Origin of the sequence: Cellulomonas composti (assembly GCF_007990245.1) — a bacterium.
Classification (GTDB): domain Bacteria; phylum Actinomycetota; class Actinomycetes; order Actinomycetales; family Cellulomonadaceae; genus Cellulomonas; species Cellulomonas composti.
Genome location: NZ_BJWG01000016.1, coordinates 17345 through 44189, shown reverse-complemented (window position 1 = coordinate 44189; position 26845 = coordinate 17345). Strand labels below are relative to the sequence as shown.

General features: G+C 69.8%; 23 protein-coding genes. 1 reads left to right on the top strand and 22 read right to left on the bottom strand.

All coding sequences use genetic code 11. The features are described 5' to 3' along the window. Window positions 1-3: 3 nt before the first annotated feature. From rpsC to CCO02nite_RS14490, 19 genes are all read right to left on the bottom strand, one after another. Window positions 4-843: a 30S ribosomal protein S3 gene (rpsC, locus tag CCO02nite_RS14585; RefSeq protein ID WP_146843903.1), complete on the bottom strand. Its 840-nt coding sequence runs from the start codon at window positions 841-843 to the stop codon at window positions 4-6. Window position 844: 1 nt separating this feature from the next. Beyond that, window positions 845-1210, bottom strand: a complete 366-nt coding sequence (gene rplV, locus CCO02nite_RS14580; RefSeq protein ID WP_146843902.1) for a 50S ribosomal protein L22 — start codon at window positions 1208-1210, stop codon at window positions 845-847. Window positions 1211-1260: 50 nt separating this feature from the next. Beyond that, a complete protein-coding gene (rpsS, locus tag CCO02nite_RS14575; protein WP_048342529.1) occupies window positions 1261-1542 on the bottom strand; it encodes a 30S ribosomal protein S19 in 282 nt (93 codons plus the stop codon). 15 nt (window positions 1543-1557) lie between these two features. Beyond that, window positions 1558-2394, bottom strand: coding sequence for a 50S ribosomal protein L2 (gene rplB / locus CCO02nite_RS14570; RefSeq protein ID WP_146843901.1), 837 nt, complete (start codon window positions 2392-2394; stop codon window positions 1558-1560). 16 nt (window positions 2395-2410) lie between these two features. Next, a complete protein-coding gene (rplW, locus tag CCO02nite_RS14565; RefSeq protein ID WP_146843900.1) occupies window positions 2411-2713 on the bottom strand; it encodes a 50S ribosomal protein L23 in 303 nt (100 codons plus the stop codon). After that, the gene (gene rplD / locus CCO02nite_RS14560; RefSeq protein WP_146843899.1) at window positions 2710-3396 is read right to left on the bottom strand and encodes a 50S ribosomal protein L4; all 687 of its coding nucleotides are present in this window, start codon (window positions 3394-3396) and stop codon (window positions 2710-2712) included. The genes rplW and rplD overlap by 4 nt, the downstream gene beginning before the upstream one ends. Before the next feature lie 5 nt (window positions 3397-3401). Then, window positions 3402-4061 carry a 50S ribosomal protein L3 gene (gene rplC / locus CCO02nite_RS14555; RefSeq protein WP_146843898.1) on the bottom strand — a complete coding sequence of 220 codons (660 nt, stop codon included), beginning with the start codon at window positions 4059-4061 and terminating at the stop codon, window positions 3402-3404. 23 nt (window positions 4062-4084) lie between these two features. After that, the gene (gene rpsJ / locus CCO02nite_RS14550) at window positions 4085-4393 is read right to left on the bottom strand and encodes a 30S ribosomal protein S10 (protein ID WP_013117879.1); all 309 of its coding nucleotides are present in this window, start codon (window positions 4391-4393) and stop codon (window positions 4085-4087) included. Window positions 4394-4946: 553 nt separating this feature from the next. Next, window positions 4947-6140, bottom strand: coding sequence for an elongation factor Tu (gene tuf, locus CCO02nite_RS14540; protein WP_146843897.1), 1194 nt, complete (start codon window positions 6138-6140; stop codon window positions 4947-4949). Window positions 6141-6264: 124 nt separating this feature from the next. Beyond that, complete coding sequence (gene fusA / locus CCO02nite_RS14535; RefSeq protein WP_146843896.1) at window positions 6265-8367, bottom strand: elongation factor G; 2103 nt, start codon at window positions 8365-8367, stop codon at window positions 6265-6267. 96 nt (window positions 8368-8463) lie between these two features. Then, entirely contained in the window at window positions 8464-8934 is a 471-nt protein-coding gene (rpsG, locus tag CCO02nite_RS14530) for a 30S ribosomal protein S7 (protein WP_146843895.1), read from the bottom strand. Between the two features lie 4 nt (window positions 8935-8938). Further along, complete coding sequence (rpsL, locus tag CCO02nite_RS14525) at window positions 8939-9307, bottom strand: 30S ribosomal protein S12 (RefSeq protein ID WP_013882841.1); 369 nt, start codon at window positions 9305-9307, stop codon at window positions 8939-8941. Window positions 9308-9738: 431 nt separating this feature from the next. Continuing rightward, a complete protein-coding gene (locus tag CCO02nite_RS14520) occupies window positions 9739-13605 on the bottom strand; it encodes a DNA-directed RNA polymerase subunit beta' (RefSeq protein ID WP_146843894.1) in 3867 nt (1288 codons plus the stop codon). A gap of 113 nt (window positions 13606-13718) precedes the next feature. Beyond that, window positions 13719-17228 (bottom strand): DNA-directed RNA polymerase subunit beta, encoded by a 3510-nt coding sequence (rpoB, locus tag CCO02nite_RS14515; RefSeq protein WP_146843893.1) that lies wholly within the window; start codon window positions 17226-17228, stop codon window positions 13719-13721. A gap of 285 nt (window positions 17229-17513) precedes the next feature. Next, window positions 17514-17903: a 50S ribosomal protein L7/L12 gene (gene rplL / locus CCO02nite_RS14510; protein ID WP_146843892.1), complete on the bottom strand. Its 390-nt coding sequence runs from the start codon at window positions 17901-17903 to the stop codon at window positions 17514-17516. A gap of 96 nt (window positions 17904-17999) precedes the next feature. Continuing rightward, window positions 18000-18530, bottom strand: a complete 531-nt coding sequence (rplJ, locus tag CCO02nite_RS14505) for a 50S ribosomal protein L10 (RefSeq protein ID WP_146843891.1) — start codon at window positions 18528-18530, stop codon at window positions 18000-18002. Window positions 18531-18786: 256 nt separating this feature from the next. Continuing rightward, window positions 18787-21414 (bottom strand): CHAT domain-containing protein, encoded by a 2628-nt coding sequence (locus tag CCO02nite_RS14500; protein WP_146843890.1) that lies wholly within the window; start codon window positions 21412-21414, stop codon window positions 18787-18789. A 6-nt stretch (window positions 21415-21420) separates the two neighbouring features. Next, window positions 21421-21924 carry a carboxypeptidase regulatory-like domain-containing protein gene (locus CCO02nite_RS14495; RefSeq protein WP_146843889.1) on the bottom strand — a complete coding sequence of 168 codons (504 nt, stop codon included), beginning with the start codon at window positions 21922-21924 and terminating at the stop codon, window positions 21421-21423. Then, window positions 21921-22550 (bottom strand): RNA polymerase sigma factor, encoded by a 630-nt coding sequence (locus CCO02nite_RS14490; RefSeq protein ID WP_246117579.1) that lies wholly within the window; start codon window positions 22548-22550, stop codon window positions 21921-21923. Before CCO02nite_RS14490 ends, CCO02nite_RS14495 begins: the two co-directional genes overlap by 4 nt. Window positions 22551-22803: 253 nt before the next feature. Between CCO02nite_RS14490 and CCO02nite_RS14485 the strand changes: the two genes are divergently transcribed. Next, the gene (locus tag CCO02nite_RS14485) at window positions 22804-24546 is read left to right on the top strand and encodes a S1 family peptidase (RefSeq protein ID WP_146843887.1); all 1743 of its coding nucleotides are present in this window, start codon (window positions 22804-22806) and stop codon (window positions 24544-24546) included. A gap of 89 nt (window positions 24547-24635) precedes the next feature. Here the strand turns inward: CCO02nite_RS14485 and rplA are convergent, their stop codons facing one another. The 3 genes from rplA to nusG all read right to left on the bottom strand — a co-directional run bounded on the left by rplA (window position 24636) and on the right by nusG (window position 26797). Continuing rightward, entirely contained in the window at window positions 24636-25352 is a 717-nt protein-coding gene (gene rplA, locus CCO02nite_RS14480; protein WP_146843886.1) for a 50S ribosomal protein L1, read from the bottom strand. A gap of 106 nt (window positions 25353-25458) precedes the next feature. After that, window positions 25459-25890: a 50S ribosomal protein L11 gene (gene rplK / locus CCO02nite_RS14475; RefSeq protein ID WP_146843885.1), complete on the bottom strand. Its 432-nt coding sequence runs from the start codon at window positions 25888-25890 to the stop codon at window positions 25459-25461. Between the two features lie 91 nt (window positions 25891-25981). After that, window positions 25982-26797: a transcription termination/antitermination protein NusG gene (gene nusG / locus CCO02nite_RS14470; RefSeq protein WP_146843884.1), complete on the bottom strand. Its 816-nt coding sequence runs from the start codon at window positions 26795-26797 to the stop codon at window positions 25982-25984. Window positions 26798-26845: the final 48 nt, after the last annotated feature.

Sequence of the window (26845 nt, the reverse complement as noted above, 5' to 3'; positions counted from 1 at the left end):
GGCTCAGGCCTCCGTTCCGGTCTCGGGGGTCGCCTCGGGGTTGACCTCGACCGCGTCGCTGCTGGGCGCCGCGTCGCGGTCCCGACGAGCGCCACCGGCGCGCGGGCCACGGTCGCCGCCGCGGTCGCCACGCTCGCTGCGCTCACCACGCGGGCCGCGCTGCGGGCGCGGGGCCTGCGTCGCCTGCTCGCGAGCGAACTCCTTCTCGGTCATGTCGCCCTTGTAGACCCACACCTTGACGCCGATGCGCCCGAAGGTGGTGCGAGCCTCGAAGAACCCGTAGTCGATGTTCGCGCGGAGCGTGTGCAGCGGCACCCGACCCTCGCGGTAGAACTCCGTGCGGCTCATCTCCGCGCCGCCGAGGCGACCGGAGACCTGCACACGGATGCCCTTGGCGCCGGCGCGCTGCGCGGACTGGATGCCCTTGCGCATCGCACGGCGGAACGAGACGCGGCTCGCGAGCTGCTCGGCGATGCCCTGGGCCACCAGCTGCGCCTCGATCTCGGCGTTCTTCACCTCGAGGATGTTCAGCTGGACCTGCTTGCCCGTGAGCTTCTCGAGCTCGCCGCGGATGCGGTCGGCCTCCGCGCCACGACGCCCGATGACGATGCCCGGGCGGGCGGTGTGGATGTCGACGCGAACGCGGTCACGCGTGCGCTCGATCTCGACCTTCGCGATACCCGCGCGCTCCAGACCCGTGCTCATGAGCTTGCGGATCTGCACGTCCTCACGGACGTAGTCGCGGTACCGCTGACCCGGCTTCGTCGAGTCCGCGAACCACCGCGAGCGGTGATCGGTAGTGATGCCCAGGCGGTACCCGAGCGGGTTGACCTTCTGACCCACGTCAGGACCGTCCCTTCGTCTCACGCTCGGCGACGACCACGGTGATGTGGCTCGTGCGCTTGAGGATCTGGCTAGCGCGACCCTGCGCCCGCGGCCGGAACCGCTTGAGCGTCGGGCCCTCGTCGACGAAGACCTCCGAGATGTAGAGGTTCGACTCGTCGAGACGCTGGCTGTTGCGCTTGGCGCCCTCGACCGCGTTCGCGATCGCCGACTGCACCGTCTTGAGGACGGGCTCCGCGGCCGCCTGCGGCGCGAACTTCAGCACCGCGACGGCCTCCCCGGCCTGCTTGCCACGGATGAGGTCGACGACGCGTCGGGCCTTCTGGGGCGTGACGCGGACGAACCGCGCCTTCGCCTTGGCTTCCATCGTGTCTGCTCCTGTCTCTGCCGTCAGGGCGTCACCAGCTGACCCGGGGGTCAGCGGCGACGGCCCTTCCGGTCGTCCTTCTCGTGGCCGCGGAACGTCCGCGTCGGGGCGAACTCGCCGAGCTTGTGCCCGACCATCGACTCCGTCACGAACACCGGGGTGTGCTTGCGGCCGTCGTGCACCGCGAAGGTGTGGCCGAGGAAGTCCGGCGTGATGACCGAACGACGCGACCACGTCTTGATGACGTTCTTCGTGCCGGCCTCGTTCTGGACGTCGACCTTCTTCTGCAGGTGGCCGTCGACGAACGGGCCCTTCTTGAGGCTGCGAGGCATTCTCTCGGGCTCCTATCAGCGCTTCTTGCCGGTGCGCCGACGGCGCACGATGAGCTTGTCGCTCGGCTTGTTCGGACGGCGGGTACGGCCCTCGGCCTGGCCCCACGGGCTGACGGGGTGACGTCCACCGGACGTCTTGCCCTCGCCACCACCGTGCGGGTGGTCGATCGGGTTCATGGCGACACCACGGACGGTCGGGCGCTTGCCCTTCCACCGCATGCGGCCGGCCTTGCCCCAGTTGATGTTCGACTGCTCGGCGTTGCCCACCTCGCCGACCGTCGCGCGGCAGCGCAGGTCGACGTTGCGGATCTCGCCGGACGGCATGCGCAGCTGCGCGTACGGCCCGTCCTTGGCGACGAGCTGCACGCTCGTCCCGGCCGAACGCGCGATCTTCGCACCGCCACCGGGCCGCAGCTCGATCGCGTGGATGACCGTACCGGTCGGGATGTTGCGCAGCGGCAGGTTGTTGCCGGGCTTGATGTCGGCGGCCGGACCGGCCTCGACGACGTCACCCTGCGACAGCTTGTTCGGCGCGATGATGTAGCGCTTCTCGCCGTCCGCGTAGTGCAGGAGCGCGATGCGCGCCGTGCGGTTGGGGTCGTACTCGATGTGCGCGACCTTGGCCGGCACGCCGTCCTTGTCGTGGCGACGGAAGTCGATCACGCGGTAGGCGCGCTTGTGCCCGCCACCGTGGTGACGCGTGGTGACGCGACCGGTGTTGTTGCGGCCACCCGACTTGGTCAGCGGGCGGACCAGCGACTTCTCCGGCGTGGAGCGCGTGATCTCGACGAAGTCCGCCACGCTCGAGCCACGGCGGCCCGGCGTCGTCGGCTTGTACTTACGGATACCCATGAGTCCTCAGTCCTTCTCAGCCGACCGGACCACCGAAGATGTCGATCGTTCCCTCGCGGAGGGTGACGATCGCACGCTTCGTGTCCTTACGACGGCCGACGCCGAACTTGGTCCGGCGCGCCTTGCCCTGACGGTTGGCGGTGTTGACCGACTCGACCTTCACGTCGAAAACCTGCTCGACGGCGATCTTGATCTCGGTCTTGTTGGCCCGCGGGTCGACGAGGAACGTGTACTTGCCCTCGTCGAGCAGGCTGTAGCTCTTCTCGGAGACGACCGGCGCGATCAGGATGTCGCGCGGGTCCTTGCCGATGTTGGTCACTTGGACTCCTCCTCGGCCTCGGTCGAGGTCGCCGTCGCCTTCGCGCCCTTGGCGGGGCCCGCGAGGAACGCGTCGAGCGCGCCCTGCGTGAAGACCACGTCGTCCGAGACGAGGACGTCGTAGGTGTTCAGCTGGTCCGAGACGAGCAGGTGGACCCGCTCGACGTTGCGCAGCGACTTCCACGTGATCTCGTCCTGCCGCTCCACGACCACGAGCACGTGGCGACGCACGGACAGGTTGTCGAGCACCGCGAGTGCGGCCTTCGTCGACGGAGCCTGACCCGGCGCGAAGCCCGAGACGACGTGGACGCGACCGGCGCGAGCGCGATCCGAGAGAGCACCGCGGAGCGCCGCGGCCTTCATCTTCTTGGGGGTGCGCTGGCTGTAGTCACGCGGCGTGGGGCCGTGGACGACGCCACCACCGGCGAACTGCGGCGCACGGGTCGAGCCCTGACGGGCGCGGCCGGTGCCCTTCTGCTTGTACGGCTTGCGGCCGCCACCCCGGACCTCACCACGGGACTTCGTGTCGTGGGTGCCCTGACGGGCCGCAGCGAGCTGCGCGACGACGACCTGGTGGATCAGGGGGATGTTCGTCTGCGCGTCGAAGACGTCACCGGGCAGGTCGGCGGAGCCGGCCTTGTTGCCCTGCGCGTCGAGGACGTCGACGGTCAGCGTGTCGCTCATCGAGGTCACGCACCCTTCACAGCGGATCGCACGACGACGACGCCGCCCTTGGGGCCGGGAACGGCACCCTTGACGAGGAGCAAGCCCCGCTCGGCGTCGACCGCGTGCACGGTCAGGTTCTGAGTGGTCTGGCGGTCGACACCCATGCGACCGGCCATGCGCACGCCCTTGAACACGCGCGACGGGGTCGATGCCCCACCGATCGAGCCGGGCTTGCGGTGGTTGCGGTGCGAACCGTGGGAGGCGCTGACGCCCTTGAAGCCGTGACGCTTCATGACACCTGCGGTGCCCTTGCCCTTGGTCGTACCGATGACGTCGACGAGGGCGCCTGCCTCGAAGACCGACGCGTCGATCTCCTGGCCGAGCGTGAACTCGGCGGCGTTCGTCGTGCGGATCTCGGCCACGTGCCGGCGGGGGGTGACCCCGGCCTTCTCGAAGTGGCCCTTCAGCGGCTTGGTGACCTTGCGCGGGTCCACCTGGCCGAAGGCCAGCTGGACGGCGGCGTAGCCGTCAGCCTCAGCGGAGCGGACCTGCGTCACGACGTTCGTACCGACCTCGACGACCGTGACGGGCACGAGGCGACCGGCCTCGTCCCACAGCTGGGTCATGCCGAGCTTGCGGCCGAGCAGCGCCGTGACGGGGCGCGCGTTCTGCTGGGTAACCATGAAGATCAGTTCCTTCCCAGCGATCAGAGCTTGATCTCGATGTTCACGTCCGCGGGCAGGTCGAGACGCATGAGCGAGTCGACGGCCTTCGGCGTGGGATCGATGATGTCGATGAGCCGCTTGTGCGTACGCATCTCGAAGTGCTCGCGGCTGTCCTTGTACTTGTGGGGCGACCGGATGACGCAGAAGACGTTCTTCTCCGTCGGCAGCGGCACCGGACCCACGACCGACGCACCAGCGCGAGTCACCGTGTCGACGATCTTGCGCGCCGAGCTGTCGATGACCTCGTGGTCGTAGGACTTGAGCCGGATGCGGATCTTCTGTCCCGCCATGGCGTCGTCTACTTCCTTCTCTTTCGAACCGGTCCGTCCGACCCCCGCGCTCGGGCGTGTCGCTTCTCGCGACACACCAGGGCGCTGCGTACCGTTCCCGGTACAGAGTCGGTGGTTGTCGTCGAGCCGCCACCACCGGGTTGACCCCGGGGCAAAGGCGACTCGCCACGTCTGTCGGCCCAGCCGCCTGGCGCGCACGAGGGCACACCCGCAGCGGGCAACCTGAACAGTGTGCCAGACCTGGCCGCCGAACTCCAACCCGCCCGACTGTGACGCGCACGTCACACGACCCTCGCAGCCCCGGCTCCTCGGCCGGCGACGCATCCAGCACCCCGATCGTGCGAAGAGATGGCCAGGAATCCTGGCCCATTCCTCGCACGATCGCGATGTGGGTGACGGGCGGGCGGACGCCGGGGCGGATGCCGCGGTGGGTGCCGGGGTGGGTGCCGGCGTGGGTGCCGGACGGGGTCGAAGCGAGGGGGGACGGCGAAGGGCCCGGGAGCCGAAGCTCCCGGGCCCTTCGCCGAGGACTGCTCCCCTTGCGGGGATCAGATCACTTGAGGATCTTGACGACCCGGCCCGAGCCGACGGTGCGGCCACCCTCGCGGATGGCGAAGCCGAGGCCCTCCTCCATCGCGATGGGCTGGATGAGCGTCACGTGGATCTCGGTGTTGTCACCGGGCATGACCATCTCGGTGCCCTCGGGGAGCTGGATGACGCCGGTGACGTCGGTCGTCCGGAAGTAGAACTGCGGACGGTAGTTCGTGTAGAAGGGGTTGTGACGACCGCCCTCGTCCTTGGCCAGGATGTAGACCTGGCCCTCGAACTCGGTGTGCGGCGTGATCGAACCCGGCTTCACGACGACCTGGCCGCGCTCCACCTCCTCGCGCTTCGTGCCACGCAGGAGCAGGCCGACGTTCTCGCCCGCCTCGGCGTAGTCGAGCAGCTTGCGGAACATCTCGACACCGGTGACGGTGGTCTTGATCGCCTTCTCCTTGATGCCGACGATCTCCACCTCCTCGTTCACCTTGAGCTGACCGCGCTCGACACGACCGGTGACGACGGTGCCACGACCGGTGATCGTGAACACGTCCTCGATCGGCATGAGGAACGGCTTGTCGATGTCGCGGACCGGGTCCGGGACGTTCTCGTCGACGGCGTCGAGGAGCGCCTCGACCGACTTGACCCACTCGGGGTCGCCCTCGAGCGCCTTGAGGCCCGAGACGCGAACCACCGGGACGTCGTCGCCGGCGAAGCCCTGCGCGGAGAGGAGCTCACGCACCTCCATCTCGACGAGGTCCAGGATCTCCTCGTCGTCGACCATGTCGGTCTTGTTCAGCGCGACGAGCAGGTAGGGCACGCCGACCTGACGGGCGAGCAGCACGTGCTCACGCGTCTGGGCCATCGGGCCGTCCGTGGCCGCGACCACGAGGATGGCGCCGTCCATCTGCGCCGCACCCGTGATCATGTTCTTGATGTAGTCGGCGTGACCAGGCGCGTCGACGTGCGCGTAGTGGCGCTTCTCGGTCTGGTACTCGACGTGCGCGATGTTGATCGTGATACCGCGCTGCTTCTCCTCCGGCGCCTTGTCGATCTCGTCGAACGGCGTGAAGGGGTTCAGGTCCGGGTACTTGTCGTGCAGCACCTTCGAGATCGCGGCAGTCAGCGTCGTCTTGCCGTGGTCGACGTGACCGATGGTCCCGATGTTGACGTGCGGCTTGGTCCGCTCGAACTTCGCCTTGCCCACTGGGTGTCCTCCTCAGGACTTGGTAGAGATTGCCCGTCTGCGACTACCCGGGAAGGGTAGACCGCTCGGCGTGCGTCCTACGGGTCGGATTGTGTGATGGAACTACAGGTATCGACCTGTGGGACTACTCGCCCCGGGTCTTCTTGATGATCTCCTCGGCAACGTTACGAGGAACCTCGGCGTAGCTGTCGAACTGCATCGAGTACACCGCACGACCCTGCGTCTTGGAACGCAGGTCGCCGACGTACCCGAACATCTCGGAGAGCGGCACCTGGGCGCGAATGACCTTCACGCCCGTCGCGTCCTCCATGGACTGGATCATGCCGCGACGCGAGTTCAGGTCGCCGATGACGTCGCCCATGTAGTCCTCGGGCGTACGCACCTCGACGGCCATGATCGGCTCGAGGAGGGCCGGGTCAGCCTTGCGGACCGCCTCCTTGAGGATCATCGAACCGGCGATCTTGAACGCCATCTCCGAGGAGTCGACGTCGTGCGACGCACCGTCGAGCAGGATCGCCTTGACGCCGACGAGCGGGAAGCCCGCTAGCACGCCGAGCTGCATCGCGCTCTGGATGCCGGCGTCCACGGACGGGATGTACTCGCGCGGGATCCGGCCACCGGTGACCTTGTTCTCGAACTCGTACAGCTCGCCCTCGGACGGGTCGAGGGGCTCGAAGGTCATCTGCACCTTCGCGTACTGACCCGAACCGCCGGTCTGCTTCTTGTGCGTGTAGTCGATCTTCTCGACGGAGCGACGGATCGTCTCGCGGTACGCGACCTGCGGCTTGCCGACGTTGGCCTCGACCTTGAACTCGCGACGCATGCGGTCGACGAGGATGTCGAGGTGGAGCTCGCCCATGCCGCCGATGACGGTCTGGCCGGTCTCCTCGTCGAGCTTGACGCGGAAGGTCGGGTCCTCCTCGGCGAGCTTCTGGATGGCCGTGGAGAGCTTCTCCTGGTCACCCTTCGTCTTGGGCTCGATCGCCACGTCGATGACGGGCTCCGGGAAGGTCATCGACTCCAGCACCACGGGCGCGCTCGGGTCCGTCAGGGTGTCACCGGTGGTGACGTCCTTGAGGCCGATGAACGCGTAGATGTGGCCGGCCGTGGCCTCCTCGACGGGGTTCTCCTTGTTGGAGTGCATCTGGAAGAGCTTCCCGATGCGCTCCTTCTTGCCCTTGGTCGAGTTGAGCACCTGGGCGCCCTGCGCGACGTGGCCCGAGTACACCCGGACGTACGTCAGCTTGCCGAAGAACGGGTGCGACGCGACCTTGAACGCGAGGGCCGAGAACGGCTCCGTCGCGTCCGGGTGACGCTCGATGACGATCTCCGGGTCCTTGGCGTCGTGGCCCTCGACCGCCGGGACGTCCAGCGGCGTCGGCAGGTAGTCGACGACGGCGTCGAGCATGGGCTGCACGCCCTTGTTCTTGAACGCCGAACCGCACAGGACCGGGTAGGCCTCCGAGGCGACCGTGAGCTTGCGGATGCCGGACTTGATCTCGGCGACCGTGAGCTCCTCGCCGCCGAGGAACTTCTCGAGCAGCTCGTCGTCGGTCTCGGCGACGGCCTCGAGCAGCTCGGCGCGGTACTGCGCCGCCTTCTCGACGAGGTCGGCCGGGATCTCCTCGATCTCGTACTTCTCGCCCATCGCGGTCTCACCGCGCCAGACCAGTGCACGCTGCTCGACGAGGTCCACCACGCCGATGAAGTCGCTCTCGGAGCCGATCGGCAGCTGGATCACCAGCGGACGCGCCTTGAGGCGGTCGACGATCGTCTTGACCGTGAAGTAGAAGTCCGCGCCGAGCTTGTCCATCTTGTTGACGAAGCAGATGCGCGGCACGTCGTACTTGTCGGCCTGACGCCACACGGTCTCGGACTGGGGCTCGACGCCCTCCTTGCCGTCGAACACCGCGACCGCACCGTCCAGGACGCGCAGCGAGCGCTCGACCTCGACCGTGAAGTCCACGTGACCGGGGGTGTCGATGATGTTGATCTGGTTGTTCTTCCAGTAGCAGGTCGTCGCGGCAGACGTGATCGTGATGCCGCGCTCCTGCTCCTGCTCCATCCAGTCCATCGTCGACGCACCGTCGTGCGTCTCACCGATCTTGTAGTTGACCCCGGTGTAGAACAGGATCCGCTCGGTGGTCGTCGTCTTGCCGGCATCGATGTGCGCCATGATGCCGATGTTGCGGACCTTCGTGAGGTCCGTCAGCACGTCCAGTGCCACGTGAGTTGCCCCTTGATCTGATGGAAGGCAGTTGGCTTGTGTGCCGGCGTCGGGCCCGGGTCTGCGACCGCGGGCCCGACGGGCCGGCGGCCGGGATTACCAGCGGTAGTGCGCGAAGGCCCGGTTCGACTCGGCCATCTTGTGCATGTCCTCGCGACGCTTCACGGCGGCACCCAGGCCGTTGGAGGCGTCGAGGATCTCGTTCATCAGGCGCTCGGTCATGGTCTTCTCACGACGAGCACGCGAGTAGTCGGTGAGCCAGCGCAGGGCCAGCGTCGTGGAACGCACGGGGCGCACCTCGACCGGGACCTGGTAGGTCGCGCCACCGACGCGACGCGAGCGGACCTCGAGCGACGGGCGGACGTTCTCCAGCGCGCGCTTGAGCACGACGACCGGGTCCGACTGCGTCTTCTCGCGGACGCCCTCGAGCGCGCCGTAGACGATCGACTCCGCGACGGACTTCTTGCCGTCGAGGAGGACCTTGTTGATGAGCTGGGTGACCACGGGCGACCCGTAGACCGGGTCGATGATCAGCGGCCGCTTCGGGGCGGGACCCTTACGAGGCATCGGTTCAGCCCTTCTTCGCGCCGTAGCGGCTGCGCGCCTGCTTGCGGTTCTTCACGCCCTGCGTGTCGAGCGCGCCACGGACGATCTTGTAGCGGACACCGGGAAGGTCCTTCACACGACCGCCACGCACGAGCACGATCGAGTGCTCCTGGAGGTTGTGGCCGACGCCCGGGATGTACGCCGTGACCTCGACACCCGACGACAGGCGCACACGGGCGACCTTGCGCAGGGCGGAGTTCGGCTTCTTGGGGGTGGTGGTGTACACGCGCGTGCACACACCACGGCGCTGCGGGCTGCCCTTGAGGGCAGGCGTCTTCGACTTGTTCGTCTTCGCCTGCCGGCCCTTGCGGACCAGCTGCTGGATCGTAGGCACTACGTCTCCGTCTGGTAGATGAGCTCTGGTCGACCGGACCCGTCACCCTGGACGGCCGGCATGTTGCGGGATCGCCGCCCGTCGCGCGGCTACCCCCAGGTTCCTTGAGTCCCACACCGACCCCCGCGCTCGGGCGTGTCGGACCGGTCTCCTCCGCGCGACGACCACCGCTGTTTCAGCGGATCCTGTTCGGCACGGTGGGTTCGATCCACCCGGCGCACCGTTCCGGTCCCCGCGAGCGAGGACTCGGCGCGAGTGCACGCGCAAGGGCCCGACGGCGCGGGCACGGTGTCCAACGTTACCCGCCGCCTCCCGCACGGTCAAAGCAGGAGCGTGGAGGGACGGTGAAGGGCTGGGACGGACCGAGGGGCCCACCGCGGTTGCGGCGGGCCCCTCGGCGTCGAGCAGGTCGTGCAGGTCGTGCAGGTCGATCAGCGGAAGTCGCCGAAGTCGATCTCCTCGAGCGGGATCGCGTCGCTCGAGCCGAGGCCCAGAGCGGGGAAGTCGATCTCGTCGTAGCCGAACGTCGGGTACAGCTCGGCCTTGGCCTCCTCCGTCGGCTCCACCGCGATGTCGCGGTAGCGGGGCAGGCCCGTGCCGGCGGGGATGAGCTTGCCGAGGATGACGTTCTCCTTGAGGCCCAGCAGCGGGTCGGACCGACCCGACATCGCGGCCTCGGTGAGCACGCGCGTGGTCTCCTGGAAGGAGGCCGCCGACAGCCACGAGTCCGTCGCGAGCGACGCCTTCGTGATGCCCATGAGCTCGGGACGACCCGAAGCCGGCTGCCCGCCCTCGGCCACCGCCTGGCGGTTGGCGTCCTCGAACCGGCCACGCTCGGCCAGCTCACCCGGGAGCAGGTCGGTCGTGCCGGAGTCGAGCACCGTCACGCGACGCAGCATCTGCCGCACGATGACCTCGATGTGCTTGTCGTGGATGTCCACGCCCTGCGAGCGGTAGACCTCCTGCACCTCGTCGACCAGGTGCTCCTGCGTCTTGCGCGGGCCCAGGATGCGCAGGACCTTCTTCGGGTCCACCGCACCCTGCACCAGCTGCGTGCCGACCGAGACGTGGCTGCCGTCGGAGATGAGCAGACGCGAGCGCTTGGTGATCGGGTAGGCGATCTCCTCCGAGCCGTCGTCCGGGGTCAGGACGATCCGGCGGGACCGGTCACCCTCCTCGATCGCGATGCGGCCGGAGAACTCCGCGATGGGCGCCTCACCCTTGGGGGTGCGGGCCTCGAAGAGCTCCTGGACACGCGGCAGACCCTGCGTGATGTCGTCGGCCGAGGCCACACCACCGGTGTGGAAGGTACGCATCGTGAGCTGCGTGCCAGGCTCACCGATCGACTGGGCCGCGATGATGCCGACGGCCTCGCCGATGTCGACGAGCTTGCCCGTCGCGAGCGACCGGCCGTAGCACTTGGCGCACGTCCCGACGCGCGACTCGCACGTGAGGACCGAACGGACCTTGAGCGAGTCGACACCCGCCTGGAGCAGCCGCTCCAGGAGCACGTCGCCGACGTCGTCACCGGCGTTGCCGATGACCTCGCCGTCGACCTCGACGTCCGTGGCCAGCGTGCGCGAGAACACGCTCGTCTCCACCTTGTCGTGCAGGCGCAGGCCGTCACCCGCCGCGATGCCGATGGGCAGCGTCAGGCCGCGCTCGGTGCCGCAGTCCTCCTCGCGGACGATGACGTCCTGCGAGACGTCCACCAGACGACGCGTCAGGTAACCCGAGTCGGCGGTCCGCAGAGCGGTGTCCGCCAGACCCTTGCGGGCGCCGTGCGTCGCGATGAAGTACTCGAGGACGGACAGGCCCTCGCGGTAGTTGGACTTGATCGGGCGCGGGATGATCTCGCCCTTCGGGTTGGCCACGAGGCCACGCATACCGGCGATCTGGCGGACCTGCATCCAGTTGCCTCGCGCGCCCGAGCCGACCATCCGGTAGACCGTGTTCCGCTTCGGGAAGTTGTCCTGCATGGCCTTGGCGACCTTGTCGGTGGCCTGGGTCCAGATCTCGATGAGCTCCTGACGACGCTCGTCGTCGGTGATGAGGCCCTTCTCGTACTGGCCCTGCACCTTCGCGGCCTTCCCCTCGTGCTCCTCGAGGATGCCCGCCTTCGCGGCCGGCGTGGCGACGTCGGAGATCGCGATGGTCACGCCCGAACGCGTCGCCCAGCGGAAGCCGGCCTCCTTGAGCGCGTCGAGGGACGCCGCGACGGCGACCTTCGGGTAGCGCTCGGCCAGCTCGTTGACGATGCCCGAGAGGCGCTTCTTGTCGACGAACTCGTTGACGTACGGGTAGTCGACCGGCAGCAGCTCGTTGAACAGCGCCCGACCCAGCGACGTCGGGAACGCCTGACCGGACTCCCAGCCCTCGGGCGTGCCCTCGCGCGGGACGACGAACTCGTCGTCCATGCGGATGTTGACCGGGGCGTTGAGGTCCAGCGCGCCGCGGTCGAACGCGAGGATCGCCTCGGCCACCGAGCTGAACGAGCGACCCGAGCCGAGGGCGTCCTCGACCGGGTCCGACGTCAGGTGGTACAGGCCGATGATCATGTCCTGCGAGGGCATGGTCACCGGACGGCCGTCCGACGGCTTGAGGATGTTGTTGCTCGAGAGCATGAGGATGCGGGCCTCGGCCTGCGCCTCGGCGCTCAGGGGCAGGTGGACGGCCATCTGGTCACCGTCGAAGTCCGCGTTGAACGCGGCGCACACGAGCGGGTGCAGGTGGATCGCCTTGCCCTCGACGAGCTGCGGCTCGAACGCCTGGATGCCCAGGCGGTGCAGCGTGGGTGCGCGGTTGAGCAGCACCGGGTGCTCGGTGATGACCTCCTCGAGCACGTCCCAGACCACGGGCCGCGCGCGCTCCACCATCCGCTTGGCGGACTTGATGTTCTGCGCGTGGTTGAGGTCCACGAGGCGCTTCATGACGAACGGCTTGAACAGCTCGAGCGCCATCTGCTTCGGCAGGCCGCACTGGTGCAGCTTGAGCTGCGGGCCGACGACGATGACCGAACGACCCGAGTAGTCGACGCGCTTGCCGAGCAGGTTCTGACGGAACCGGCCCTGCTTGCCCTTGAGCATGTCGGAGATCGACTTCAGCGGACGGTTGCCGGGGCCCGTCACCGGGCGGCCGCGGCGGCCGTTGTCGAACAACGAGTCCACGGCCTCCTGGAGCATCCGCTTCTCGTTGTTGACGATGATCTCCGGCGCGCCCAGGTCCAGGAGCCGCTTGAGGCGGTTGTTCCTGTTGATCACGCGGCGGTACAGGTCGTTGAGGTCCGAGGTGGCGAACCGGCCACCGTCGAGCTGGACCATGGGGCGCAGGTCCGGCGGGATGACCGGGACCGCGTCCAGGACCATGCCCGTCGGCGAGTTGCTCGTCGTGAGGAACGCGTTGACGACCTTGAGACGCTTGAGGGCACGCGTCTTGCGCTGGCCCTTGCCCGTCTTGATGATCTCGCGCAGGTTGTCGGACTCCGCCTCCAGGTCGAACGCCTCGAGGCGCTTCTGGATCGCCGCGGCGCCCATCGACCCCTCGAAGTAGTTGCCGTAGCGGTCCTGCAGCTGGCGGTAGAGCAGCTCGTCGCCCTCGAGGTCCGCGACCTTGAGGTTCTTGAACCGGTCCCACACCTGCTCGAGGCGCTCGATCTCGGCGTCCGCACGCTTGCGCAGCGACGCCATCTCGCGCTCGGCCGAGTCGCGGACCTTGCGGCGCGCGTCGGCCTTGGCGCCCTCGGCCTCGAGCTCGGCGAGGTCCTGCTCGAGCTTGAGGGCGCGGGTGTTGACGTCGTTGTCCCGGCGGTCGGAGATCTCCTTGCGCTCGAGGTCGATCTCGTTCTGCAGGTTCGGGAGGTCCTCGTGACGACCGTCCTCGTCCACCCACGTGATCATGTAGGCAGCGAAGTAGATGACCTTCTCGAGGTCCTTCGGCGCCAGGTCGAGCAGGTAGCCCAGGCGGCTCGGCACACCCTTGAAGAACCAGATGTGCGTGACGGGGGCGGCCAGCTCGATGTGACCCATGCGCTCACGGCGCACCTTGGAACGGGTCACCTCGACGCCGCAGCGCTCGCAGATGATGCCCTTGAAGCGCACGCGCTTGTACTTGCCGCAGTTGCACTCCCAGTCCCGGGTGGGACCGAAGATCTTCTCGCAGAACAGGCCATCCTTCTCCGGCTTCAGGGTCCGGTAGTTGATGGTCTCGGGCTTCTTGACCTCGCCGTGCGACCAGGCACGGATGTCGTCGGCCGTGGCCAGGCCGATACGCAGCTCGTCGAAGACGTTGACGTCGAGCAAGGGGTCCTACTTCCTTCGCATGCCGGGCCCGTGGTGGCGCCGGCGGACGGAATGGTGCAAGGGGGTGCGGGCGGTCCGGTGCGCCTCACGGAAGGCGCACCGGACGCTCGGCGTCAGATCTCTTCGATGCTGCTGGCGTTGGGGCGACGCGACAGGTCGATGCCGAGCTCCTCCGCTGCGCGGTAGACCTCGTCGTCGTTCTCCTTCATGTCGATCGAGACGCCGTCGGACGACAGCACCTCGACGTTCAGGCAGAGCGACTGCATCTCCTTGAGCAGAACCTTGAACGACTCGGGGATGCCCGAGTCCGGGATGTTCTCGCCCTTGACGATCGCCTCGTAGACCTTGACGCGCCCGGGCACGTCGTCGGACTTGATGGTGAGGAGCTCCTGGAGCGTGTAGGCAGCGCCGTACGCCTCGAGGGCCCACACCTCCATCTCGCCGAACCGCTGGCCACCGAACTGCGCCTTACCACCCAGCGGCTGCTGCGTGATCATCGAGTACGGGCCGGTCGAACGGGCGTGGATCTTGTCGTCGACGAGGTGGTGCAGCTTGAGGATGTACATGTAGCCGACCGACACGGGCTCCGGGAACGGCTCGCCGGAGCGGCCGTCGAACAGGAACGCCTTGCCGTCGCCACCGACCGTGCGCACGCCGTCGCGGTTCGGCAGCGTGCTGGAGAGCAGGCCCGAGAGCGCGTTCTCCTGCAGGCCGTCGAAGACGGGCGTGGCGACCGGGTTGCGCGGCTCGCTGCTCGCGGCCGCGGCGGGGACGTTGTCCTTCCAGGACAGCTCACCCTCCGTGGCCAACGAGATGTCCCAGCCCTGCGCGGCGATCCACCCGAGGTGGACCTCCAGCACCTGACCGACGTTCATGCGACCGGGCACACCCATCGGGTTGAGGATGATGTCGACCGGCGTGCCGTCCGCGAGGAACGGCATGTCCTCCTCGGGCAGGATCGTCGAGATGACGCCCTTGTTCCCGTGGCGGCCGGCCAGCTTGTCACCCGCGGTGATCTTGCGGCGCTGGGCGATGTAGACGCGCACGAGCTCGTTGACACCGGCGGGCAGCTCGTCGCCGTCCTCGCGGTTGAACGTGCGCACCTCGATGACCGTGCCCGACTCGCCGTGCGGCACCTTGAGCGACGTGTCGCGCACCTCGCGGGCCTTCTCGCCGAAGATCGCGCGCAGCAGGCGCTCCTCCGGGGTCAGCTCGGTCTCGCCCTTGGGCGTGACCTTCCCGACGAGGATGTCGCCGGCTGCGACCTCGGCACCGATGCGGATGATGCCGCGCTCGTCCAGGTCCGCCAGGACCTCCTCGGAGACGTTCGGGATGTCCCGCGTGATCTCCTCGGGGCCGAGCTTGGTGTCGCGCGCGTCGACCTCGTGCTCCTCGATGTGGATCGAGGACAGCACGTCGTCCTGCACGAGGCGCTGCGACAGGATGATCGCGTCCTCGTAGTTGTGGCCCTCCCACGACATGAACGCGACGAGCAGGTTGCGGCCGAGCGCGAGCTCGCCCTCGTCCGTCGCCGGGCCGTCGGCGAGCACCGAACCGACCTCGACCCGCTGGCCGGCGTCGACCAGCACGCGCTGGTTGTAGCTGGTGCCCTGGTTCGAACGGCGGAACTTCGCGACGCGGTAGGTGGCCGTGGTCGCGTCGTCGTTGGCGACGACGATCAGGTCGGCCGAGACCTCGGTGACGACACCGGGCTTGGTGGCCACGATGACGTCGCCGGCGTCGATCGCCGCGCGGCGCTCCATGCCGGTCCCGACGAACGGGGCCTCCGAGCGCACCAGCGGCACGGCCTGGCGCTGCATGTTGGCGCCCATGAGCGCGCGGTTGGCGTCGTCGTGCTCGAGGAACGGGATCAGCGCGGTCGCGACCGACACCATCTGGCGCGGGGAGACGTCCATGTAGTCGACGGCCTCGCCGGCGACGTAGTCGATCTCGCCGCCCTTGGTGCGCACGAGCACACGGTCCTCGGCGAACTTGCCGTTCGCCTCGAGCGGCGCGTTCGCCTGCGCGATGACGTGGCGGTCCTCGTCGTCGGCCGTGAGGTAGTGCACCTCGTCGGTGACCTTGCCCTTGACGACCTTGCGGTACGGCGTCTCGACGAAGCCGAACGGGTTGATCCGCCCGTAGGTCGCGAGCGAGCCGATCAGGCCGATGTTCGGACCCTCGGGCGTCTCGATCGGGCACATGCGGCCGTAGTGCGACGGGTGGACGTCACGGACCTCCATGCCGGCGCGGTCGCGGGACAGACCACCCGGGCCGAGGGCCGACAGACGCCGCTTGTGCGTCAGGCCCGCGAGCGGGTTGTTCTGGTCCATGAACTGCGAGAGCTGGCTCGTCCCGAAGAACTCCTTGATGGAGGCGACGACGGGGCGGATGTTGATCAGCGTCTGCGGCGTGATGGCCTCGACGTCCTGCGTCGTCATGCGCTCGCGCACGACGCGCTCCATCCGCGACAGGCCCGTGCGGACCTGGTTCTGGATGAGCTCGCCGACCGCGCGGATGCGACGGTTGCCGAAGTGGTCGATGTCGTCGGGCTCGACGCGGACCTCGACGGCCTCGCCGCCACGCACGCCCGCCATCGTCGTGCGGTCGATGTGCAGCGACGCGATGTAGCGGATCGTCGCGACGATGTCCGCGAGCGAGAGCACCGAGTCCGCGAGCGGCGCGTCGATGCCGAGCTTCTTGTTGACCTTGTAGCGGCCGACCTTCGCGAGGTCGTAGCGCTTCGGGTTCGTGTAGAAGTTCTCGATCAGCGCGCGGCCGGCCTCGACGGTCGGCGGCTCGCCCGGGCGGATCTTGCGGTACAGGTCGAGCAGCGCCTCGTCCTGCGTCTGGACGTGGTCCTTCTCGAGCGTGTCGATGACCGCCGGGAACTCGGCGAACTCCGCGCGGATCTCCGCCTCGGTCATGCCGAGCGCCTTGAGCAGGACGGTCGCGTTCTGCTTGCGCTTGCGGTCCACGCGCACGCCGACGTTGTCGCGCTTGTCGATCTCGAACTCGAGCCAGGCGCCACGGCTGGGGATGATCTTGGCCGTGAGGATGTCCTTGTCGGACGTCTTGTCCGCCACGCGCTCGAAGTACACGCCCGGCGAGCGGACGAGCTGCGAGACGACGACACGCTCGGTGCCGTTGATGATGAACGTGCCGCGCTCGGTCATGAGCGGGAAGTCACCCATGAAGACCGTCTGGCTCTTGATCTCACCGGTGGTGTAGTTGACGAACTCCGCCGTCACGAACAGCGGCGCGGCGAAGGTGAAGTCCTTCTCCTTGCACTCCTCGGCCGTGTACTTCGCCGGCTCGAAGCGGTGCTCGCGGAACGACAGCGACATGGTGCCGCCGAAGTCCTCGATCGGCGAGATCTCCTCGAAGATCTCCTCGAGGCCCGCGGTCTCGGGGACGTCGTTGCGCCCGGCCTCGAGGGCCGCCGCCACGCGGGCCTGCCAGCGCTCGTTGCCGAGCAGCCAGTCGAAGCTCTCGGTCTGAAGACCGAGCAGGTCCGGGACCTCGAGGGGCTCGTGGATCTTGGCGAAGGAGATGCGGCGGGATGCGGTGCGGTTCGCGATGGCGTCGCTGGTCGGAGCAGAAGGGGTGCGCGAGGCAGCCAAGAGGGGTCCTTCCCTGCGGTCGAAATCACCTGCGCAGCCCGGCGAGTCGCGACCCCCTGCCTCGAAGCCGTACTCTCGGCGCGCACGTAGCGCCAAGGTCGGCTCGGGTTATCTGAGGTTGCGGGCACAGGCCAGCGCAAAGCGACAGCATAGTCCGCCACCTGATGGAAGTCCAACCCGGCATCCGCGCCGCCCGAGGTGCCCGCGCACGACGAAGCCCGCCCCCCGAAGTGGGGAGCGGGCTTCGTGCGAAGCGCCCGTCCGGCCGTCAGGCCGGACGTGGGATCACTTGAGCGTGACGGTGGCGCCGGCGGCCTCGAGCTGAGCCTTGGCCTTCTCGGCGGTCTCCTTGTTCGCACCCTCGATGACGGCCTTGGGGGCCTCGTCGACGAGGTCCTTGGCCTCCTTGAGGCCGAGGCTCGTGAGCGCGCGGACCTCCTTGATGACCTGGATCTTCTTGTCACCGGCGGCCTCGAGGACGACGTCGAACGAGTCCTTCTCGTCCTCGACGACGGCCTCGGCGGCGCCGCCACCGGCGGCGGGGGCGGCGACCGCGACGGGCGCGGCGGCGGTGACCTCGAAGACCTCCTCGAAGGCCTTCACGAACTCGGACAGCTCGATGAGGGTCAGACCCTTGAACTGCTCGATGAGCTCCTCGGTGCTGAGCTTCGCCATGATGGCGTTCCTTTCTACGGTGCTCCGCGACGCGTGCTGCGCCGGAAGCGGGATGTGGGGGTGTGCGCGGTGCGCCGAACCTGACCGGGGCCAGGGTCAGGCAGCCGCACCTTCCGACTCCTGCTTCTGACGCAGGGCATCGATGACACGAGCGGCCTGGGCGGTGTTCGCGGTGAAGACGTACGCAGCCTGGTAGAGCTTGGCCTTCATCGCGCCGGCCGCCTTGGCCAGCAGGACCTCACGGGACTCGAGGTCCGCGAGCTTGTTGACATCCGCGGCGGTCAGGGCGCGTCCGTCGAGGACACCACCCTTGATGACCAGTGCGGGGTTCGCCTTGGCGAAGTCACGCAGACCCTTTGCGGCCTCGACCGGGTCGCCGGTGACGAAGGCGATCGCCGACGGGCCCGCAAGCTCGTCGTCGAGGCCCGTCAGGCCGGCTTCCTTGGCCGCGATCGCGGTCAGCGTGTTCTTCACCACGGCGTAGGTAGCGTTACCGCGCAGCGCCACGCGCAGCTTCTTGAGCTGGGCGACGGTGAGCCCGCGGTACTCGGTCAGCACGGCCGCGTTCGACTCACGGAACAGGTCCGTGAGCTCCGCGACGGCGGCTGCCTTGTCCGGCCTCGCCATGGCAATCCTTCCGGTGGTGGTGCCGGTCGCGTCCGACGCCCCCAGGAACGACAAGAGCCCCGCGCAGGCGCGGGGCTCGACAGGCGGACCGGACCAGCCGGACCTCATGCTGAACTCTTCACCTGCGCTGGCCTCCGCGTTGCTGCGGGACTTCGGTTGGTCCGACGAGCGGACCGACGACCGGCGGTCTTGGGCGGGTACAGACTAGACGAGCACCCGCGCACGGCCAAATCACCTCCGGCCCGGTCGCCCGCGTTCACACCCCCACCGGCGCACCCAGGCACACCAGCGGGACCGCGGTCCCCGTCTCGGCACCCACGCGCGCGCACGCCGCAGCGACCGCCTGCGCGACCGGTACGCCCTGCCGCAGGTCGGTGTGGACCGCCGACATCACGCGCAGCGCGGTCTCGTCGGACAAGGGTGCGAGCGCGGCCACCACGCACGCGACCCCCGTGCGCAGCAGCACGCTGGCCAGCCCCAACGCCTCGCCGCCCGCGCGTATCGAGGACCGCCCCACCTCGCAGGAGGACAGCAGGACGAGCTCGGGCGGGTCCCCCGTTCCCGCGTCGAGCTCGTGCGCGAACAGCGGACCGTCGGCCAGCCGGACCGACGAGAACAGCGGGTTGTCGGGCTCGTGGCGGCCGTGCGCCGCGAGGTGCACCACGCCGGGCCGGCGGAACGCGTCGACCAGGGCCGCGACCGAGGCGTCCGGACCCAGCAGCGGCTTCGCGCCCGGCCACCTCGCGGCCACCTCGACGGCCTCCTCGTCGGCGTGGCGCAGACCCGGTCCCGCCGCCGCGGTCACCCGGCCCGACGTCACCGCCGTACCCGCGTACCGCATCCAGTGGTGCACCGACGGCGCGACGAGCGTCGCGCGGCCGGTCCGCGAGGCGAGCAGCGCCCACGGCAGCACGCCCAGCCACCGGCCCGCGACGACGACGAGCTCGCCCGGGTCGTCGAGCACGTCGACGAACCGCGCGTCCAGGCGCGCGAGCGTCGCGTCGAGCGAGCGCTGCGCAACCGTGTGGAGCTCGTCGGGCACGAGCGGGTTGGCGAGCACCTCGAGGTCGGCGTGCACGCGGCGGACCTGCTCGGAGACCGTTGCCGACTCCCCCAGGCGCACCAGGCGCGCGCCGTCGCCGTCCACCCGCACGGCGACCAGCTCGCCGCGGTACTCGAGCACGTCGAGCAGCACGGCACCCGACCTCCCGGCGAGGCGCTCGACCACCTCGGCCGCGGACTCCGTGCGCTCGGTGCCCGGGCCGCCACCCCGGCCCGACTCGTGCCACGACTGCGCGAGGATCTCCTGCTTGAGCCGCGCCGCCTCGGCGAACAGCCGGACGCGCTCGGGGTCCGCGGCGGGCCTCGCCGTGATCGAGCGGCTGCCCTCGGTGAGTCGGCGCAGCTGCGCGAGCAGGTCGGCGGTGTGCGGGTCGCTCGGAGGCGTCACCCGGGGGTTGCCGCCGACGACCGCGCGCGCCCGCTCGAAGCCCTCGAGCGCCGCACCGGGGTCGTGCTCGGCGAGCGAGAGCTCGAGGTCGAGGGCTGCCAGGGCCGTCCCGTGCACCGCGCCGGCGGTGCGCAGGTCGAGCGAGCCGAACCGCGCCCGGTGCAGCCCCAGGTCGTGCTGGCCGGCGCGCACGTGGAACGCCGCACGTGCCGGTTCCCCGGCGGCCATCGCGAGCAGCGCCCGGATGCGACTGCCGTAGAGCCGCACCGAGAGCGGGTCGTCGCCGGCGACCGGGCCGAGCGCGTCGAGCACGGCCGCCGGGTCGGCCGTGGCGCCGCGCGCGAGATCTGCCTCGATGCCCAGGTACCGCGCCGTGAGCTGCCACGTCGGCCGGCCCGTCCGCCGGCACAGCCCTTCGACCTCGGCGGCCCGCCGGGCGAGCGCCGCCCAGGCGGCGTCGGCCTGCTCGGAGGGTTCGGCGGCCGCGAGGATCGCCCCGTCGGCCTGGAGCGCGAGCAGGGCCGCCCGCACCACCCAGGACTCGTCGCCGCGGCGCCGGAACCTGCGCCGGGCCGCCTCGGCCAGGTCACGTCCGGCCTGCGGGTCGCCGCGCAGCAGCGCGCACTCCGCACGCACCAGCTCGCACTCGGCGACGTCGCGCGGCAGGTGCTCGGCCGCGAAGATCCGCGCGGCCTCGGCGAGCGTCTCGTCGGCGACGCCCACCAGCCCCGCCTCGAGCAGCACCTCGCTGCGGTCACGTAGCGCGGTGGGCCGCGGCGGGCCCGGCAGGCTGCGGGCCGCCGTTGCCATGCTCTCGAGCGCGCGGGGCAGCTGCCCGGCGCGGAACAGGACGTAGCCGAGGTTGTGCTCGGCCTTGAACACCAGCAGGTCGAAACCCTGCTCACGTGCGCGGCGCGCGCACTCCTCGTAGTCGGCGCGCGCGGGGCCGACCGCCCTGCGCTCGCTGTGCAGCGTGCCGCGGTTGAGCAGCGCCCGGCAGCCGTCGACCGGGTCGGCCAGGTCGATCGCCGCGACAGCGGCGTCGAGGTGCTCGAGCGCCTCGTCGTGGCGACCGGCCCGCAGCGCGAGCAGGCCGCGCACCCCGGCGAGAGCGGGTACGAGCCCTCGCCAGTCGCGCGCCGCACCGGCCTCGACCATCTCGTCCAGCCGCGCGAGCGCGGGCTCGGGCCCGGCCCGCGTCTCGAACTCGCTCTTCGCGAGCTCCATGAGCGCGCGCGCACGGATCTTCGTCAGACGAGGTTCGGCCGGGCCGTTGCGCGCGAGCGCGTCGAGCTCCGCGATCGCTGCGACGAGGCGCCGTCGCGCCAGACCCGGGTGTCCCTCGGCGTTGTCCGACTCGGCGGTCGCGACCTTCGCGCCCACGTCGTCCACCCGCTTGTCGAAGCGCGCGCCGGCCTCCTCGTCGGACCGCATCGAGTGCTAGAGCTCGACCTGCGGGGTCACCACCGGCACCGTCGGGTCGCTCGGCCGGCGCAGCACCAGCCGCGCGGGCCCCCTCTCGACGTCGGCGAACGAGAACCGGCCGTCCTCGTCGGACGTCGTGACCGACACGTCGGCGTCCTGGTGCAGCTCGACCTGCAGCACGCCGGCCGGCGCCGCCCAGCCGTCGACGCGGACCCGGCCGCCCTCCGGGTGCACGGAGATCATCACGGTGAGCACATCGGTCGTGAACGTGATCGTTCCCGCCTCGATGCTCGCCTCGTCCTTGCGTACCGCGAGCGCGGACTCCCCGACGAGGTGCAGCTCGGCGACCTCGGCGTGCATCGCCTCGATCGTCAGCGCCATGCCGATGCGGTCGACCAGTCCGGCCGGGACCGGGTCGTGCACGTCGACGAGAGCCGCGAGCCGATCGAGGATGCCGAAGTCCAGCTGGTCGACCGCGCCGTTGGCGACGAGCGTGAGGGTCGTGTCGTCGGGGGTCATGACAGGCTCCAGGTGGGGTCCGAGGTGAGCGCGAGCCGCAGCTTCGCGAGGCAGCGGCCGCGTGTCGGGCCGATGCTCCCGACGGGCATGCCGAGCGCCTGGGAGACGATCGAGTAGTCGGGCCGGTCGACCAGGGCGACGAGCCCCAGCAACCGGCGGCAGCGGTCGGGCAGAGCGGCGACGTGCCGCCACAGCGCCTGGTCGCGCTCGTCGCGGACGGCCACCGCATCCGGCAGCTCGTCGGCCGAGGTGGTGAGCCATTGCGTCGCGTTCTCGTCGGAGTCGCTGCGGGCGGCCTCCTCTCGTGAGCGTCGCACGGCCCGCCACGCCGCGCGCTTCGCGGTGACGAGCGCCCACTGGAGAGTCGCGTGCGGGTCGCGGATCGTCTCGATGTCCCGCACGAGGGTCAGCCAGACATTCTGCACGATGTCCTGCGCGAGCTCGGAGTCCGCGCCCTGGGCGCGCACGGTGTGCCACAGCAGCGGCGTCATGACCTGCACGAGCGCCGCCATCGGCTCGCGGTCGCCCGCCCGGTAGGCGACGACAGCTCGGGCCGCCTGGTCGGCGAGCCCCTCCCCCTGGTCGCGGAGCGCGGCCTCAGCCGGCTCCACCAGGTCGTCACTCATCATCTGGCCCCTCACTCGACTGGCCTCGGCGGGCGACCGTGCCTCGACACACTAGGACGGCCCGGACTTCCCGGACAAGGAGACGCGCGCCTCCCCGCGGGGTTCGTGCGTCAGGAGCGCGGCCGGGGGCGCCTGATACCTCGGTCCGACGACGAGCGCCATGATTCACCCGTGCGGGCGATTTCGTCCGCGATGTATCTGGTCCGGGGCGTGCCGCTCCTGACCAGCGCCCAGCCGAGAGGAGTCACGCGACATGACCGCGCAGGACGACGCGACCGACCGCGACCTGATCCGCCCCACCAAGCGTCGCGTCGAGGACGCGCTCCTCGCCCGCACGGGCGTGATCGGGATCGACATCGCAGAGAAGTGGTCGGACGGGTCCCCCACCGGGCGGCAGGCGATCGTCGTCCACGTCGAGCGCAAGCGTGCGTCCGACGAGGTGTCCGACGACGAGCGCATCCCGGCCGAGATCGACGGCGTCCCCACCGACGTCGTCGAGCACCGTGTCTCCCCGCTCTCACTCACGCAGTCCGCCCCCGGTCACTGGGGCGAGCAGCCCGGCGAGCAGTCGGACGCACCTGCCGTCGCCCTGCTGCGCTCGCGGGTCCGACCGCTCGCGGGCGGGCTCAGCCTCGGGCCTGCGAGCCCGGTCACCGTGCCGGTGGGGGGTCAGGCCCAGCTGCGCGCCGTCAACGGCACGCTCGGCGTGCTCGTCAGCGAGCGGCACACCGGGCTCGTGCTCGGGCTCACCAACTGGCACGTCGCTGCCGGCGACGGTCTCGAGGACCCCGGCAGCACCTGGATCCAGCCGGGCCTCGCCGACGACGGCGAGCCGCGCCGCGACCGTGTCGCCGCGCTCGTGCGGGGCACGCTCACGGACCGGATCGACGCCGCGGTGGTCGAGCTCGCCCCGGGCACGCCGTGGCTCCCGTGGGTCGTCGGCATCGGGCCGATCGCCGGCGCCCGGCCCGCGCAGGTCGGCGCGACCGTGCGCAAGTCCGGTCGCACGACGGGCGTCACCGTCGGCACGGTCGTGTCCACCGACTACACGACGTCGGTCGACTTCGGTCCCGGCGTCGGCTGGCGCACGCTGCGTGACCAGGTCCGTGTCGAACCCGCCCCGGACCACGAACGGTTCTCGTCGGGCGGTGACTCCGGTTCCGCGATCGTCGACGACGCCGGGCACGTCGTCGGCCTGCTGTGGGCCGGCGAGGACGACGGAAGCTTCTCCGTCGCCAACCCCATCGCCGTGGTCCTCGACACGCTCGGCGTGTCGGTGATCCCGGCTCCCCAGGACCGCGCTCACCCGAGCGCGCGCGGTACCTCGGCCCCGTCGGGCCGGTCCTCGATCGAGCGGGACGCGCAGGGGGCGCCCCGCTCGACGTCGGACCGGCCCGGGGCGACGGCCGCTTCTCCCGTCAACCGCCTGACACCGACCTCGGAGGCCCTCGTGTCCGACCCGTCCACGCCCCAGTCGTCCGCCCAGCCGTTCACGGAACCCTTCACCGAGCCGTTCACGGAACCGTTCACCGAGCCGTTCACCGAACCGTTCACCGAGCCGTTCACCGAGGCGCTCGCGACGAACCCGTTCACCGAGCCCTTCACGGAGCCGTTCACGGAACCCTTCACCGAGCCGTTCACGGAGCCCTTCACGGAGGCGGTGACGTCCGACCCGTTCACGGAGCCGTTCACCGAGCCGTTCACGGAGCCCTTCACCGAGCCGTTCACCGAGGCCGCCTACCGGGCGTACAGCCAGGCCGCCGCCCGCGCGCAGACGCAGGCGCGCGCCCAGGTCCAGGCGCGCGCGGCGCGCGCTCGCGCCCAGGCGCAGGCGCAGTACCGGGCGCGTGCGGCCTACGCCGCGGCCTACCGCGCCGGGCAGCTCGCGGGGTTCCGTGCGGCCTACGCCGCGGCCTACCGCGACGCATACCGAGACGCGTACCGGTCGGCCGCCCGGGCGCAGGGAACCCCGGGCACGGCGTCGGGCGACGACTGACCCGAACCCGTGGCCCGGCACCGGCCGGGTACGACGAAGGCCCGAACCCTCGGGGGTTCGGGCCTTCGTCAGCTCGCGGCGGGCGACGCTCAGGCGTCGTCGTCGGAGGTCAGGTTCCGGGTCTTGTTCTGGTCGAGCAGGATGCCGGGGCCGTTCGTCGTCGAGACGGTCGCCTTCGTGATGTAGCGGCCCTTCGAGGCGGACGGCTTCAGACGCAGGATCTCGTCGAGCGCGGCGGCGTAGTTCTCCACCAGCTGGACCTCGGTGAACGAGGTCTTGCCGATGATGAAGTGCAGGTTCGCGTGGCGGTCGACCCGGAACTCGATCTTGCCGCCCTTGATGTCGGACACGGCCTTGGCCACGTCCATCGTCACGGTGCCGGTCTTCGGGTTCGGCATGAGGCCGCGCGGGCCCAGGACCTTGCCGAGTCGACCGACCTTGCCCATGAGGTCCGGGGTCGCGACGGCCGAGTCGAAGTCGGTGTAGCCGGCGGCCACCTTCTCGATCAGCTCGTCGCCACCGACCTCGTCGGCGCCGGCGGCGCGGGCCTGCTCGGCACGCTCACCGGTCGCGAAGACGATGACGCGCGCGGTCTTGCCGGTGCCGTTCGGCAGGTTGACCGTGCCACGGACCATCTGGTCGGCCTTGCGCGGGTCGACGCCGAGGCGGAACGCCACCTCGACGGTCGCGTCGTACTTCGTCGTGGACGTCGCCTGCGCGAGGCGCACGGCCTCGAGCGGGCTGTAGACCTTGCCGGCCTCGATCTTCTCGACCGCAGCGCGGTACGCCTTGCTGTGCTTCGCCATCTGCCTGTTCTCCTTGTGAGCAGTCGTGGTCTTCACGGGCCGCACACGGGCCCTGCCACTGGGTGTTGCGTGAGGGTGATGCGTGGTGGTGCGTCCGACCGACAGGTCAGTCGGCGACCTTGATGCCCATCGACCGGGCGGTGCCGGCGATGATCTTCTCGGCGGCCTCGAGGTCGTTCGCGTTGAGGTCCACGAGCTTGGTGGCCGCGATGTCGCGCACCTGCTCGCGGGTCAGCGTCGCGACCTTCACCGTGTGCGGCGTGGGCGAACCCTTGGCCACGCCCGCAGCCTTCTTGATGAGCTCGGCGGCCGGCGGCGTCTTCGTGATGAAGGTGAACGAGCGGTCCTCGTACACCGTGATCTCGACGGGGATGACGTCGCCACGCTGCGCCTCGGTGGCCGCGTTGTACGCCTTGCAGAACTCCATGATGTTGACGCCGTGCTGACCGAGCGCGGGGCCGATCGGCGGGGCGGGGGTAGCCGCGCCGGCCTTGATCTGGAGCTTGATCAGGCCGGTGACCTTCTTCTTGGGGGGCATGACGCCTTCCCTTTCCTGTTCGTGGGCCTACGCCGTGGGCGATGACCCGGTTGCACGGACGCCCCGCCGCAGCGGGACCGTCCCCGTCCGGTCAGATCTTGGCGACCTGGCTGAACGAGAGCTCGACCGGGGTCTCCCGGCCGAAGATGGAGACGAGAACCTTGAGCTTCTGGTTCTCGGCGTTGATCTCGGAGATCGTCGCGGGCAGCGTGTCGAACGGCCCGTCGGTGACGGTGACCGACTCGCCGACCGTGAAGTCGACCTCGATCTTGTTCGCGGCGCGGGCCGAGGCGGCCGGGGCCGAGGCGGACTTGACCTCGAACGTCGGGGCCAGCATCGAGAACACCTCGTCGAGCGTCAGCGGCACGGGCTGGTGCGTGTGCCCGACGAAGCCGGTGACGCCCGGCGTGTGCCGGACCGCGCCCCACGACTCGTCGGTCAGGTCCATGCGGACCAGGACGTAGCCGGGGATGCGCACGCGCTTGACGACCTTGCGCTGCGCGTTCTTGATCTCGACGACCTCCTCCATGGGGACCTCCACCTGGTAGATGAAGTCCTCCATGTTGAGGCTCTGCGTGCGGTTCTCGAGGTTCGCCTTCACGCGGTTCTCGTAGCCGGCGTACGAGTGGATGACGTACCACTCGCCCGGGAGGCTACGCAGCTTCGACTTGTACGCCACGACCGGGTCCTCGTCCAGGTCGTCCTCGTCCTCGTCGGGCGTGGACTCGTCGGGCGTGGACTCGACAGCGTCCGCGTCGTCTCCGGCAGGCTCGTCTCCGGCAGGCTCGTCGACAGCCGACTCGTCAGCGGCCGGCTCGTCGGTGGACGCCTCGACGGACTCGACGGACTCGAGGGTCTCCTCGAGCTCGACGTCGGCCGGCGTGGGCTCAGACGACTCGTTCGACACGTGCGGACCTGCTTTCTACGACGGTGGAGCGATCCGCGAAGGGACCGC